16 protein-coding genes are annotated in these 13,778 nt (G+C 73.6%); 15 read left to right on the top strand and 1 reads right to left on the bottom strand.

Annotated elements, in window-relative coordinates; all coding sequences use genetic code 11:
- Positions 1-11: 11 nt before the first annotated feature.
- From rpoZ to H576_RS0104345, 5 genes are all read left to right on the top strand, one after another.
- Positions 12-269: a DNA-directed RNA polymerase subunit omega gene (gene rpoZ / locus H576_RS0104365; RefSeq protein ID WP_029149931.1), complete on the top strand. Its 258-nt coding sequence runs from the start codon at positions 12-14 to the stop codon at positions 267-269.
- A gap of 96 nt (positions 270-365) precedes the next feature.
- Positions 366-1,556, top strand: a complete 1,191-nt coding sequence (metK, locus tag H576_RS0104360; RefSeq protein ID WP_029149930.1) for a methionine adenosyltransferase — start codon at positions 366-368, stop codon at positions 1,554-1,556.
- A 13-nt stretch (positions 1,557-1,569) separates the two neighbouring features.
- A complete protein-coding gene (locus H576_RS0104355; RefSeq protein ID WP_036319158.1) occupies positions 1,570-3,564 on the top strand; it encodes a primosomal protein N' family DNA-binding protein in 1,995 nt (664 codons plus the stop codon).
- 47 nt (positions 3,565-3,611) lie between these two features.
- A complete protein-coding gene (gene fmt, locus H576_RS0104350; RefSeq protein ID WP_029149928.1) occupies positions 3,612-4,532 on the top strand; it encodes a methionyl-tRNA formyltransferase in 921 nt (306 codons plus the stop codon).
- Positions 4,529-5,926, top strand: coding sequence for an RsmB/NOP family class I SAM-dependent RNA methyltransferase (locus tag H576_RS0104345; RefSeq protein WP_051172142.1), 1,398 nt, complete (start codon positions 4,529-4,531; stop codon positions 5,924-5,926). Before fmt ends, H576_RS0104345 begins: the two co-directional genes overlap by 4 nt.
- Here H576_RS0104345 and H576_RS0104340 read toward each other — a convergent pair whose 3' ends face one another.
- Positions 5,927-6,985 carry a hypothetical protein gene (locus H576_RS0104340; RefSeq protein WP_029149926.1) on the bottom strand — a complete coding sequence of 353 codons (1,059 nt, stop codon included), beginning with the start codon at positions 6,983-6,985 and terminating at the stop codon, positions 5,927-5,929.
- 87 nt (positions 6,986-7,072) lie between these two features.
- On the opposite strand from H576_RS0104340, the gene rpe reads away from it, so the two are divergent.
- The 10 genes from rpe (at position 7,073) to trpA (ending at position 13,773) form a co-directional block, all read left to right on the top strand.
- Positions 7,073-7,747 carry a ribulose-phosphate 3-epimerase gene (gene rpe, locus H576_RS0104335; RefSeq protein ID WP_029149925.1) on the top strand — a complete coding sequence of 225 codons (675 nt, stop codon included), beginning with the start codon at positions 7,073-7,075 and terminating at the stop codon, positions 7,745-7,747.
- Positions 7,748-7,782: 35 nt separating this feature from the next.
- Positions 7,783-8,046 (top strand): phosphoribosyl-ATP diphosphatase, encoded by a 264-nt coding sequence (locus H576_RS0104330; protein WP_029149924.1) that lies wholly within the window; start codon positions 7,783-7,785, stop codon positions 8,044-8,046.
- 41 nt (positions 8,047-8,087) lie between these two features.
- Positions 8,088-8,930 carry an ATP phosphoribosyltransferase gene (gene hisG, locus H576_RS0104325; RefSeq protein WP_029149923.1) on the top strand — a complete coding sequence of 281 codons (843 nt, stop codon included), beginning with the start codon at positions 8,088-8,090 and terminating at the stop codon, positions 8,928-8,930.
- A 25-nt stretch (positions 8,931-8,955) separates the two neighbouring features.
- A complete protein-coding gene (gene hisF, locus H576_RS0104320; RefSeq protein ID WP_029149922.1) occupies positions 8,956-9,717 on the top strand; it encodes an imidazole glycerol phosphate synthase subunit HisF in 762 nt (253 codons plus the stop codon).
- Positions 9,714-10,079 (top strand): phosphoribosyl-AMP cyclohydrolase, encoded by a 366-nt coding sequence (gene hisI, locus H576_RS0104315; protein ID WP_029149921.1) that lies wholly within the window; start codon positions 9,714-9,716, stop codon positions 10,077-10,079. Before hisF ends, hisI begins: the two co-directional genes overlap by 4 nt.
- Positions 10,076-10,693, top strand: a complete 618-nt coding sequence (locus H576_RS0104310; protein WP_029149920.1) for a Trp biosynthesis-associated membrane protein — start codon at positions 10,076-10,078, stop codon at positions 10,691-10,693. The genes hisI and H576_RS0104310 overlap by 4 nt, the downstream gene beginning before the upstream one ends.
- A gap of 65 nt (positions 10,694-10,758) precedes the next feature.
- Positions 10,759-10,995, top strand: coding sequence for a DUF6704 family protein (locus H576_RS0104305; RefSeq protein ID WP_029149919.1), 237 nt, complete (start codon positions 10,759-10,761; stop codon positions 10,993-10,995).
- The gene (gene trpC / locus H576_RS0104300; protein WP_036319155.1) at positions 10,995-11,783 is read left to right on the top strand and encodes an indole-3-glycerol phosphate synthase TrpC; all 789 of its coding nucleotides are present in this window, start codon (positions 10,995-10,997) and stop codon (positions 11,781-11,783) included. Before H576_RS0104305 ends, trpC begins: the two co-directional genes overlap by 1 nt.
- A 2-nt stretch (positions 11,784-11,785) precedes the next feature.
- Positions 11,786-12,991, top strand: a complete 1,206-nt coding sequence (gene trpB / locus H576_RS0104295) for a tryptophan synthase subunit beta (protein ID WP_029149917.1) — start codon at positions 11,786-11,788, stop codon at positions 12,989-12,991.
- Positions 12,988-13,773, top strand: a complete 786-nt coding sequence (gene trpA, locus H576_RS0104290) for a tryptophan synthase subunit alpha (RefSeq protein WP_029149916.1) — start codon at positions 12,988-12,990, stop codon at positions 13,771-13,773. Before trpB ends, trpA begins: the two co-directional genes overlap by 4 nt.
- The last annotated feature ends 5 nt before the right edge of the window (positions 13,774-13,778 follow it).

The raw sequence follows: 13,778 nt of genomic DNA, 5'->3' as shown, positions 1-13,778 counted from the left end.
AAGGAGCCACCATGGCCAGCGAGAACAAGGGCATCGTCGACCCGCCCATCGATGAGCTGCTCGAGCGCGTCGACTCGAAGTACCAGCTCGTGATCTACGGGTCCAAGCGCGCCCGCCAGATCAACGACTACTACACCGACCTGCAGGAGGGTTCGCTCTTCGATAACGTCGGCCCGCTCGTCGACTCGGCCGTCGAGGACAAGCCGCTCTCGATCGCGCTCCGCGAGATCCACCAGGACAAGCTGCGCATGCGCCCCGCGGGCGAGTAAGAGCACACGCTTCCGAGAGCCCCCGACGTTCCGATGTCGGGGGTTCTCGCCATGATGGGACCACCCACCCTTCCGCTTCGACCCCAGGGATTCGCCATGAGCCTGCGCCTGTTCACCTCCGAGTCGGTCACCGAGGGCCACCCCGACAAGATCTGCGACCAGATCAGCGACAGCGTCCTCGACGCCCTGATCGCGCAGGATCCGTCGGCGCGCGTCGCCGTCGAGACGCTCGTGACGACGGGGCTCGTGCACGTGGCGGGCGAGATCCGCACCGACGGCTACGCCGACATCTCGTCGATCGTGCGCGACGTCATCCGGCGCATCGGCTACACGTCGAGCGAGATGGGCTTCGACGCCGACTCGTGCGGCGTCACGGTGTCGGTCGGCGAGCAGTCGCAGGAGATCGGCGACGGCGTCACGACGAGCGAGGAGCACCGCGGGGGCGAGACCGACGACGAGCTCGACGCGCAGGGCGCGGGCGACCAGGGGATCATGTTCGGCTACGCGACGAACGAGACGCCCGAGCTCATGCCCATGGCCATATGGACGGCGCACCGCCTCGCGCAGCGCCTCACGAAGGTCCGCAAGTCGGGCGAGCTCGCCTTCCTGCGTCCCGACGGCAAGACCCAGGTCACGCTCGGCTACGACGGCGTCGTGCCGAAGACCGTCGAGACGGTCGTCGTGTCGACGCAGCACGCGCCCGAGATCTCGCAGCCCGACCTGGCCGAGGCCGTCGAGCGCATGGTGATCCGCCCCGTGCTCGAGAAGACGGGCCTCGACGCCTCGCACGTGAAGCTGCACATCAACCCGTCGGGCAGCTTCGCCCTCGGCGGTCCCAAGGCCGACGCGGGGCTCACGGGCCGCAAGATCATCATCGACACCTACGGCGGCGCCTCGCGCCACGGCGGCGGCGCCTTCAGCGGCAAGGACCCGTCGAAGGTCGACCGCTCGGCGGCCTACGCCATGCGCTGGGTCGCGAAGAACGCCGTCGCGGCGGGCCTCGCCGACCGGCTCGAGGTCCAGGTCGCCTACGCGATCGGCCGTTCGGAGCCCGTCGGCCTCTACGTCGAGACCTTTGGCACCGGCCACGTCTCCGACGAGGCGATCGTCGCGGCGATCGGCGCGGTGTTCGACCTGCGCCCCGCCGCGATCATCCGCGACCTCGACCTGCTGCGCCCGATCTACGCCCAGACGGCCGCGTACGGCCACTTCGGGCGCGAGCTCGACGACTTCACGTGGGAGAAGACCGACCGCGTCGACGCGCTGCGAGCCGCCGCGGGCCTGTGAGCAGGGCGGCATCGTGACGGGCGACCCTGCGGCGCGGCCGATCGCGCGGATCCTCGTCGACTCGCCCCTGCCGCAGCTCGACCGCCTCTTCGACTACGAGGTGCCGAAGGAGTTCGCGCACCTCGTCGCCGTCGGCGTGCGGGTGCGGGTCCCGCTCCGCAGCGCGGGGCGCGTCCTCGACGGCTACGTCGTCGAGCTCGCGGAGGAAGAGGATCCGACGCGCGTGCTCGCCGAGATCGAGGACGTCGTCTCGCGCGCCAAGGTGCTGCCTCCGCGGCTGCACCGGCTCGCCCGCGCCGTCGCCGATCGGGCGGCGGGGTCGGCGGTCGACGTCCTGCGCCTCGCGATGCCGCGCCGCATGGTCCGGGCCGAGAAGACCTGGCTCGCCTCCGACGCCTGCGACGCGCCCGTCGTCCTCGGCGATGAGCGGGCGCGGGCGGGCGAGGTCCTCGCGGCGTATCCCGGGCTCGCGGACGCGCTCGACGCCTCCGAGCGCGTCGCAGTCGACGCGCCTCCCGGCGTCGACGACGGCCTGCCCGCGTGGACGCTCCTCATCGCGGCGGCCGCCGCGCACACCCTCGCGGGCGGCCGCTCGGTCGTCCTCGCCGTCCCCGACCACCGCGACCTCGACCTCGTCGAGGAGCGCGTGGCCCGGCTCGTGCCGCGCTCGGCGATCGTCCGGATCGACGCCGAGCGCCCCGGGCCCGACCGCTATGCGGCGTATCTGCGCACGCTCGAGCCGGCCCCCTGCGTCGTGATCGGCAACCGCTCCGCCGTCTACGCGCCCGTCGTCGACCTCGGCCTCACGGCGATCTGGGACGACGGCGACTCGCTGTACGAGGAGCCGCTCGCGCCCTATGCGCACGCCCGCGACGTCGCGGTCGTGCGGCAGAGCCTCGACGGCGGCGCCCTGATGTTCGGCGGCCACACGCGCACGAGCGACGTGGAGCGCTACGTGGCGATCGGCTTCGTGCGCGACGTCCCGGCGGCGCGGCGCCTCACGGCGCGCGTCGTCCTCGGCGCGCCCCAGGACACGCCGCAGACGGGAAGGATCCCGTCGGCCGCGTTCCGCGCGGCACGTGAGGCCCTCGAGCAGGGCCCGGTGCTCGTCCAGGTCGCGCGCCCCGGCTACGCTCCGAGCCTCGTGTGCGCCGAGTGCCGCTCGCCCGCCCGGTGCACGCACTGCGGGGGGCCGCTGCATGCGCCCGCGCGCGGGGCGACGCCAGTGTGCGCGTGGTGCGCCCGATCGGCCGCGGGATGGGCGTGCCGCACCTGCGAGTCGACGCGCGTGCGGCTCGCGTCGTCGGGCTCCGAGCGCACGGCCGACGAGCTGGGCCGGGCGTTCCCCGGCGTGCGGATCATCGTCGCCGACGGTGCGCATCCCGTGCGCGAGGTCCCCGACGAGCCGGCCCTCGTCGTCGCGACCCGCGGCGCCGAACCCCTCGCGCCGCGGGGCTACCGCATGGTGCTCCTTCTCGACGGCGACCGCATGCTGCAGGCGCCCGAGCTGCGGGTGGGGGAGAACTGCCTCCGGTGGTGGTCCAACGCGGCGGCTCTCGCGGCTGCGGGCGCGCCCGTGCACCTCGTGGGCGTGACGGGATCCGTCGCGCGCGCGCTCGCGACGGGCACCCACTCGGCGTACGCCCGCGAGCAGCTCGCCGAGCGGCGCCCGCTTCAGATGCCGCCCGCCGTCCGGGTCGCGCGCGTCGAGGGCGACGCCGCGGTGGTCGAGGCCGCGCTCGACCGGCTCCGCGGCGAGGTCGACGGGCTCGCAGCCGACGCGGTCCTCGGCCCCGTCCCCGCCGACGAGCAGGGGCGTCGGCGCTCGCGCGCGCTCGTGCGGTTCGCCTACGCGCAGGGACCCGCCGTCGCGGGCAGCCTCCGGGCGGCCGTCGTGCAGGCCGCGGTGGCGAACCGCAGCAGGAAGCAGCCGAAGGGCTCGGGGCGCTCCCGGCCGGCCCCTCGTACGCTGTCGGTGCGGCTCGATCTCGTCGATCCCGATCTCTGAACCCCGTCGAAAGGACGACACCCGTCATGCCGCAGCCCCCCGAGCCCCTGCGCATCGTGTTCGCCGGAACCCCCGACGTCGCGGTTCCCGCGCTCCGCGCGATCCACGCCGATCCGCGTCTCGACCTCGTCGGCGTCGTCACGCGACCGGACGCGCCCCTCGGCCGCAAGCGCGTCCTCACGCCGTCGCCCGTCGCGCAGGCGGCGGCCGAGCTCGGCGCGCCCGTCGTCAAGGCGGCGAAGCTCGACGACGCGGCGACGGACGAGATCCTCGCGATGCGCCCCGAGCTCGGCGTCATCGTCGCCTACGGCGGTCTCGTCCGCGAGCCGCTGCTGTCGGGCCCGCGCCACGGGTGGGTCAACCTGCACTTCTCGCTCCTTCCGGCCTGGCGGGGTGCGGCCCCCGTGCAGCGATCCCTCATGGCGGGCGACGCGCGCACGGGCGCGGCCGTCTTCCAGCTCGTGCCGGAGCTCGACGCGGGCGACGTGTTCGCGGCCCTGAGCTATGAGCCGGGCGCCGAGGCGACGGCGGGCGAGGTGCTCTCCGCCCTCGCCGCGGAGGGCGCTCCTCTCCTCGCCGACACCGCCGCCGCCATCGGCGCGGGAACGGCGCGCTCCGTCCCGCAGGAGGGCGAGCCGACCTACGCGCACAAGCTCGCGATCGCCGACGGCCTCCTCGACTTCTCGCTCCCGAGCGCCGAGGTTCTGAACCGGTTCCGCGGCGTCACCCCCGAGCCCGGAGCGCACACGACGCTCGGCGGCGAGCGCTTCATGATCCGCGCGATGGGGCTCGCGGGCGATGCGGATCCCCTGGAGCCCGGGCGCCTGCGGGCGGCGGGCCGCCGCGTGCTCGTCGGGACCGGAGACGCGCCGCTCGCGCTCGAGACGGTCCAGCCGGCCGGCAAGCCCCGGATGGCCGCCGCCGACTGGCTGCGCGGCCAGCGCGACGACGTGGTGCTGGGCTCGTGAGCGCGCCGCGCGGCCGCCGCGCCCCTCGCCCCGCCCGCGTCCAGCCGGCGCGCGAGGTCGCCTTCGAGGTGATCCGCGCCGTCGACGAGGACGACGCGTACGCCAACCTGCTGCTGCCGGCGGCGATCGAGCGGGCACGCCTCGACGCGGCCGACGCGGGCCTCGCGACCGAGCTGACCTACGGCACGCTGCGCCGCCGCGGAACCTACGACGCGATCATCGGGATCGCGGCCGACCGCGACCCCGCCTCGATCGATCCGCCCGTCCTCGACGCGCTGCGCCTCGGCGCGCACCAGCTGCTCGCGACGCGCGTCGCCTCGCACGCCGCCGTCAACGAGTCGGTCGAGCTCGCGTCCCGCGCCGCGGGCCGTCCCGCCGCCGGGTTCGCCAACGCGGTGCTGCGCCGCATCGACCGCGACGACGTCGACGCGTGGACGACGCGGCTCGCGTCCGTCGCGCGGTCCGACGACGAGCGACTGTCGTACGCGATCTCCCACCCCGTGTGGGTGATCCGGGCGCTGCGCCGGGCGCTGGCCGCCGAGGGCCGCGGCGAAGAGCTGGACGCGCTGCTCGCGGCCGACAACGACGCGCCGGGCGTCACGATGGTCGCGCTCCCGGGCCTCGCCGACCCCGCGGAGCCCCGCACTCCGTACTCGCCCGCGGGCTTCCGCGCCGGAGGGGGCGACCCCGAGCCGCTCGTCCGCGCCTCGGCGGGCGCCGTGCGCGTGCAGGACGAGGGATCCCAGCTCGTCGCCCTGGCGCTCGCCCGGCTCGGCGAGCGCACGGAGGGGGAGCGCTGGCTCGACCTCTGCGCGGGACCGGGCGGGAAGACGGCCCTCCTCGCGGCCGAGGCGCTGCGCGCGGGCGCGTCGCTCGACGCCAACGAGCTCGTCCCGGCGCGTGCGGGGCTCGTGCGCCGCGCCGTCGAGCCCGTGCCTCTGCCCGTCGACGTCGCGGAGGGCGACGGGCGCGCCTTCGCCCGGGCGCACCCGGGGGAGTACGACCGGATCCTCGTCGACGCGCCGTGCACGGGCCTCGGCGCGCTGCGGCGCCGGCCCGAGGCGCGCTGGCGCAAGCAGCCCTCCGACGTGGGCGAGCTCGCGCAGCTGCAGACCGAGCTGCTGACGGCGGCGATCGGGGCGCTGAAGCCGGGCGGCGTCGTCGCCTACGTCACCTGCTCGCCGCACCTCGCCGAGACGACGGCGGTCGTGCGGGAGATCGTCGACGGGCAGGGCGACGCGATCGAGCTGCTCGACGCGCCGGCGGCCCTGCAGGCGGTGTCCCGCACGCCGCTCGATCTCGGGGCGCGGGACGGCGGCCTGCCCGTCGCCCAGCTGTGGCCCCACCGACACGCGACCGACGCGATGTTCCTCGCCCTCATCCGGCGGTGGTGATCACTCCCAGGTGACGGGGAGGGCCGGGTCCGAGAAGTCGACCGTCGGGGCGTAGAGCCACGGCGCCCCGCCGATCTCGCCCCGGCCGGAGCCCCACGAGTCGGTCCAGCCCGCCTCGACGTGCACGTCGCCGATCCAGTCGCCGGTCTGCTGCAGCACGCTGTCCCCCGTGCGGGACGGGACCATCTGGTCGATCTCGGACCACTGCTCGTCCGAGATCGTGCGCGACACGGTTCCGTCGTGGATGTACCCGTAGCCGTTGAGGTCGCTCGGCAGCTCGAGCCCGCAACCAGCGGCGAGGGTCGTCGGCGCGAGGCAGGCCTCCGTCGCGCTGCGGACGGCGCCGCGGAACGCCGCGAGCCCCTCTTCCGTGAGGACGGGCTCGTACTCGTACGAGTACACGTAGGCGAAGTCGGTCGTCGCGACGAGGGGCTCGCCGCCCGAGGATCCGCCGAGCACGAAGTCCTCCTGGTCGATCGTGATGTCGTAGACCCCGGGGAACGCGAGATAGATCCCGCCGTCGGAGATGGGCGTGCCGTTCGCCCGCAGCTCGATGCCGCCGTATCCCGCCGGAGTGATGCGGGCGAGATCGGCGTCGACGAGAGCGACCCCGCCTGACACGGTGACGGGGAGCGGCATCTCGATCGCCTCGTCGCCCGCGCGGAACGACGCCTGCACCGTGAAGGTCGTCTGGTCGTCGCTCGACTCTCCGAGGCTGACCTTCGTGTCGGTCATGGGGTAGGCGGAGTGCATGGTTCCGAGCGCGTCGTCGGACAGCAGGTCCAGCGCCGTGCCGTCGGCGCCGATCAGCGGGTCGCCCGAGAGGAACGCGAGCGCGGCGTCGGCGTCGTTGTCGGCGATGGCGTCGAGGTACCCCTGGGCGGCCGCGAGCGCGAGCTCGCTGTTGGTCTGGTGGATGAGCGACGGCTCGGCCGACGCACCGCGGTCGCCGGCGGCCCCCGTCGCGCCGAGGACCACGGCCCCGGCGACGAGCACGCCGACCACGGCGAACGCGCCCGCTCCCGCGATCTGCGCGATCCGCGCTCCGGTTCCGGACATCCGATCACCTCGCCTCTCATCCACGTGACGACGCTCGCAGGGCCGATCCTGGCTCCCGGTCACGGACTCCTTCACGATAATGGGCGGGTGACTCTTCCCTCCGCACCGCGCATCGAGCCCAGCATCCTCTCCGCCGACTTCGCGAACATGCAGCGCGATCTCGAGCGCATCGCGGGGGCCGACCTCGTGCACGTCGACGTCATGGACAACCACTTCGTGCCGAACCTGACCTTCGGGCCGCAGATGGTCGAGCGCGTCCAGGCGGTGAGCCCCATCCCGCTCGACGTGCACCTGATGATCGCCGACGTCGACCGCTGGGGGCCCGGGTACGCCGAGCTCGGCGCCGCGTCGGTGACCTTCCACGCCGAGGCGACGGCCGACCCCGTCGCGCTGGCCCGGCGGATCCGCTCGATCGGATCGCGCGCCGGAGTCGCGCTCAAGCCGGGGACGCCGATCGACGACATCGCGGCGAACCTCGACGAGTTCGACCAGGTCCTCGTGATGACGGTCGAGCCGGGCTTCGGCGGCCAGAGCTTCATGGCCGACATGATGCCGAAGCTCGCGGCTCTCCGCGCGGAGGCGAAGCGCCGCGGATCGAGCGTCTGGCTCCAGGTCGACGGCGGCATCGCCCCGGGCACGATCGAGCAGGCCGCCGCCGCGGGGGCCGACTCCTTCGTCGCGGGATCCGCGGTCTTCGGCGCAGACGACATCGACCAGCGGATCCGCGACCTCCGCGACCTCGCCCGCACCCACATGCACTGACACGGGGCCCTCTCGCGCCCGGTAGGCTGGTGGCGATGAAGACTTTCGAGGACCTGTTCGCCGAACTGAGCGAGAAGGCCCAGACGCGCCCCGCCGGATCCGGCACCGTCGCAGAGCTCGACGCCGGCGTGCACGCCATCGGCAAGAAGATCGTCGAGGAGGCCGCCGAGGTGTGGATGGCCGCCGAGTACGAGACGACCGATGAGGCCGCGGGCGAGATCTCGCAGCTCATCTACCACCTCCAGGTCATGATGATCGCGAAGGGCCTCAGCCCCGAGGACATCTACCGACATCTCTGATCGCGCCCCGAGACCTTCCGCGAACCATCAGAGAGAGAACCGTGCTGCGCATCGCCATCCCGAACAAGGGATCCCTGTCCGAGACCGCCCTGCAGATGCTGGCCGAGGCCGGCTACGCAACCCGCCGCGACTCGAAGACCCTGCATCTGATCGACGACGCGAACGGCGTCGAGTTCTTCTACCTGCGCCCCCGCGACATCGCCACCTACGTGGCGCGCGGCGCGCTCGACGTCGGCATCACGGGCCGCGACCTCCTGCTCGACGTCCGCATGCCCGCGGCGCGCGAGATCCAGGCGCTCGGCTTCGGCGACTCGACCTTCCGCTTCGCCTCGCCGGGCGGCGCGTTCTCGGAGCTCGCCGAGCTCGAGGGCAAGCGCGTCGCGACGTCGTACTCGGGCCTCGTCGAGGCGTTCCTCGGCGAGCGCGGCATCTCGGTCGACGTCGTGCCGCTCGACGGCGCGGTGGAGTCGGCTGTGAAGCTCGGCGTCGCCGACGCGGTCGCCGACGTCGTCTCGACGGGCACGACGCTCCGCCAGGCGGGCCTCGAGATCTTCGGTCCCGTCCTCCTCGAGTCCGAGGCCGTGCTGATCCAGGGGCCGAGCGGCGCCGACGGCGTCGACACGCTGCTGCGCCGCCTCCAGGGCGTCCTCGTGGCGCGCCGCTACGTCATGCTCGACTACGACCTGCCCGAGCAGCTGCTGCCGCAGGCCGTCGAGATCGCGGGCGGCATCGAGTCGCCGACGGTGTCGCCGCTCGACCGCGAGGGCTGGGTCGCGGCCCGCGTCATGGTGCGCCGGCGCGAGGCCAACCGCGTCATGGACGAGCTGTACGCGCTCGGCGCGCGAGCGCTGCTCGTGACGGCGATCCACAACGCCAGGATCTGACGTGTCGGCATCGACCTCAGCCGATCTGGGCGTCGCGACCCGGGTGATCCCGTGCCTCGACGTCTCGGGCGGCCGCGTCGTCAAGGGCGTGAACTTCGAGAACCTCCGCGAGATGGGCGATCCCGTCGAGCTGGCCCGCGCGTACTACGAGCAGGGGGCCGACGAGCTCACCTTCCTCGACGTCAGTGCGACGGTCGACGAGCGGTCGACGATGTACGACGTCGTGAAGCGCACGGCCGAGGCCGTGTTCGTTCCGCTGACGGTCGGCGGCGGCGTCCGAACCGTCGACGACGTCGCGCGCCTGCAGGGCGTGGGCGCCGACAAGGTCGGGGTGAACTCGGCGGGCATCGCGCGCCCCGAGCTGCTCGGCGAGATCGCCGACCGCTTCGGCGCGCAGTGCCTCGTCCTCTCGCTCGACATCAAGCGCTCCGATCGCACGCCGAGCGGTTTCGTCGTCACGACGCACGGCGGCCGTCGCGAGACCGATCTCGACGCGCTCGCCTGGGCGCGCGAGGCGGTCGAGCGCGGCGCGGGCGAGCTGCTCGTGAACTCGATCGACGCCGACGGGACGAAGTCGGGCTTCGACCTCGAGCTCATCTCCGCCGTGCGCGATCTCGCGAGCGTCCCCGTCATCGCATCGGGCGGGGCGGGCGACGTCTCGCACTTCGCGCCCGCCGTCGAGGCGGGAGCCGACGCCGTTCTCGCGGCGACGGTGTTCCACTCGGGCCAGATGACCATCTCGCAGGTCAAAGAGGCCCTCCGTCGGGAAGGGATCGTGACGCGATGAGCGACGAGATCCAGAGCGTCGAGGAGCGCATCGCGCAGGTGCGCTTCGACGCGGCGGGCCTCGTGCCCGTCATCGTCCAGGAGGAGTCGACGCGCGACGTCCTCATGATGGCGTGGGCCGACGCCGAGGCGCTGCGCCGCACGCTCACGACGGGCCGGGCGACCTACTGGTCGCGGAGCCGTCAGGAGTACTGGCGCAAGGGCGACACGTCGGGCCACATCCAGGCGGTCCGAGGCGCGCGCATCGACTGCGACGCCGACGTCGTCCTCCTGACCGTCGAGCAGACGGGCGCCGCGTGCCACACCGGCACGCACGCGTGCTTCGACGGCGACGAACGCGATCTCGACCCGGTGCTCGGATGACCGCCGCCGCACGCGAGCCCTGGGCTGCGCGGCGCGGCCGCTCGACGAGCATGCTGCTCGTCCTCGCGGGAGGCGCGCTCGCGCTCATCGGATCCACCCAGACCTGGGCGACGACCGAGGTCGCCGGCGCGCAGCTCTCGGCGACGGGCGGCGATGCGCTCTCGCTGCTGCAGCCGCTGACCTTCGCCGCCCTCGCGCTCGCCCTCGCCGTCACCCTCGCGGGCCGCGTCCTGCGCTACGTCCTCGGTGCGATCGCGGTCGTCATCGGCGCGGCCCTCGTCGCGCTCGTGCTCCCCATCGCGATCACGGCGCCCGTCTCGGTCGTCGCGGCGGCGGTCACGGAGCACACGGGGATCGCGGGCGACGCGCCCGTCGCCGACCTCGTCGGCGCCATCGCGCTCACTCCCTGGCCCGGGATCGTCGCGGCCTGCGGTGCGCTCGTCGTCGTCGGCGGCGTCCTCATCCTCGCCACGGCGCACGCCTGGCGCCGCGGCGGCCGCCGGTTCGAGCAGGGCGGCGCGCACGCGACAGCCGCCGACGGAGAGCCGCTCGACGCCGTCGACTCGTGGGACGACCTGTCCCGCGGGGACGACCCCACGCGCCCCGCCGCGTGACGGGTCCGCGCCCGCGGATCCCCTAAACTCGTATCGACCCCACGCATCATCGGAGGAGCACCGCTATGACCACGAACCCCATCGGAGACCCCGGCGAGGGCCACTCGCCCGCGGCGTGGACCGGCGTCATCATCATGCTCGTCGCGCTCGCGATCGGCACGGCCGCGCTCTTCCTCGACCAGATCTGGCTCGTGTGGGCCGCCGCCGCTCTCTTCGTCGTGGGCCCCATCGTGGGATTCATCATGGCGAAGGCCGGCTTCGGCGTGAACGGACCGCGCTACCAGCCCAAGGCACACCACTGATGTCGCTCCTCGCCGAACTGACGGCGGGGGCTGTCGCCGACGCGGCTGAGCGCGAGGCCGAGGTCCCGCTCGCCGCCGTCGAGCGCCTGGCGGGGGAGCAGAAGGACGCCCTCGACGCCACGGCCTTCCTCGCGCGCGGCGAGACGGTCCGCGTCATCGCCGAGGTCAAGCGGGCGAGCCCGTCGCGCGGAGACCTCGCGGCGATCCCGGATCCCGCGCTGCAGGCCGAGAGGTACGAGGAGGGCGGCGCGTCCGCCATCAGCGTCCTCACCGAGGGCCGACGCTTCAAGGGATCCCTCGCCGATCTCACGGCCGTCAAGGGCCGCGTCGGCCTCCCCGTTCTGCGCAAGGACTTCATCGCGACGCCGTACCAGGTCGCCGAGGCGCGCGCCGCGGGCGCGGATCTCGCGCTGCTGATCGTCGCGGGGCTCGAGCGGAAGGCGCTCGCCGAGCTGTTCGCGCTCGTACGCGAGTTCGGCATGTCGCCGCTCGTCGAGGCGCACTCGCGCGACGAGGCCTCGCTCGCGGCCGACCTCGGCGCGCCGATCATCGGCGTCAACGCCCGCGACCTCACCGACTTCTCGCTCGACCGCGACCTCTTCGGCCGCATCGCCGAGCACATCCCGGACGGCACGATCCGCGTCGCCGAGTCGGCCGTCGCGGTTCCCGACGACGTCGTGCACTACCGCCGCGCGGGAGCCGACGCCGTCCTCATCGGAGAGGCCCTCGTGACGGGCGACCCCGTGGCGACGCTCCGCTCCTTCATCTCCGCGACCGAGGGGATCTGACGATGTCGCTGCGCGACCAGCCCGGCCCGTTCTTCGGCGAGTTCGGCGGGCGCTTCATGCCCGAATCGCTCATCGCCGCGATCGACGAGATCGACCGCGCGCATCGCGAGGCGATGGCAGACCCCGCCTTCCTCGCCGAGCTCGCAGCGCTCCTGACCGACTACGCGGGCCGCCCCTCGCCGCTCACCGAAGTCCCGAAGTTCGCCGAGCACGCTGGGGGCGCCCGCGTGTTCCTCAAGCGCGAGGACCTCAACCACACGGGCAGTCACAAGATCAACAACGTGCTGGGCCAGGCGCTGCTCACGAAGCGCCTCGGAAAGACGCGCGTGATCGCCGAGACGGGCGCGGGCCAGCACGGCGTCGCGACCGCGACGGCCGCCGCGCTGTTCGGCATGGAGTGCACGATCTACATGGGCGAGGTCGACACCGAGCGCCAGGCGCTCAACGTCGCCCGCATGCGCCTTCTCGGCGCCGAGGTCGTCCCCGTGAAGACGGGATCGCGCACCCTCAAGGACGCGATCAACGAGGCGTACCGCGAGTGGGTCGCCGCGGTCGACACGACCAATTACATCTTCGGCACGGCCGCGGGCCCGCACCCGTTCCCGGCCATGGTGCGCGACTTCCAGAAGATCATCTCCGAGGAGGCGCGCGAGCAGATACTCGCGAAGACCGGCGCCCTCCCGGACGCCGTCATCGCCTGCGTCGGGGGCGGATCCAACGCCATCGGCATGTTCGACCGCTTCATCGACGACGAGGGCGTCGCGCTCTACGGCGTCGAGGCGGCGGGAGACGGTGTCGACACCGACCGCCACGCCGCGTCGATCGAGCGCGGCCGCGACGGGATCCTGCACGGCGCGCGCACGAAGATCCTCATGGACGAAGACGGCCAGACGATCGAGTCGCACTCGATCTCGGCGGGCCTCGACTACCCGGGCGTCGGCCCCGAGCATGCCTGGCTCGCCGCGACGGGCCGCGCGGAGTACATCCCCGCGACCGACGACGAGGCCATGCAGGCGCTGCGCCTGCTGAGCCGCACCGAGGGGATCATCCCGGCGGTCGAGTCGGCGCACGCCCTCGCGGGCGCGATGCGGGTCGGCCAGGAGCTGGGCCCCGACGCGACGCTCATCGTGTGCCTCTCGGGCCGCGGCGACAAGGACATGGACACGGCGGCCCGCTACTTCGGGCTGTACGGGGAGGACGGGCGATGACTTCGAGGGTCGAGGCGGCGATCGACGCCGCCCGCGCCGAGGGGCGCGCGGCGTTCGTCGGCTACCTGCCCGCCGGCTTCCCCGACGTCGCGACCTCGATCGAAGCGATCGTCGCGCTCGCCGAGAACGGCGTCGACATCGTCGAGATCGGGCCGCCCTACAGCGACCCCGTGATGGACGGGCCTGTGATCCAGGAGGCCACGAACGCGGCGCTCGAGGCGGGCTTCCGCACGAGCGACCTGTTCGACGTCGTGCGCGGAGTCCGCGCGCGCAGCGACGTCCCGATCCTCGTCATGACGTACTGGAACCTCGTGATCCAGTACGGCGTGGACCGCTACTCCGACGACCTCGTCGCGGCGGGGGGCGACGGTCTCATCACGCCCGACATCGCGCCTGACTCCGCGTCCGACTGGCTCGCGGCGTCCGACCGCACGGGCCTCGACCGCGTGTTCCTCGCGGCCCCGTCCTCTCCCGACGAGCGGCTCGATCTCATCGTGCGCAGCACGACGGGCTTCGTCTACACCGTCTCCACCATGGGGATCACGGGGGAGCGCGCCGAGCTCGATGCGGCGGCGAGCGCGCTCGTCGGCCGCCTGCGCGCCCACGGCGCCGAGCGCGCGCTCGTCGGCATCGGCATCTCCTCCGCCGAGCAGATCGCGGCGACGGCGGCGTACGCCGACGGCGCGATCGTCGGCACGGCCCTCGTCCGCGCGCTGCGCGACGGGGGAGTGGCGGGCGTCGCCGCGAAGGCAGCCGAGCTGGCCGCCGGCACGCAACGGTAAGCATC

Origin of the sequence: Microbacterium indicum DSM 19969 (assembly GCF_000422385.1) — a bacterium.
Lineage (GTDB): Bacteria > Actinomycetota > Actinomycetes > Actinomycetales > Microbacteriaceae > Microbacterium > Microbacterium indicum.
This window is presented reverse-complemented; position numbering and strand designations above follow the sequence as displayed.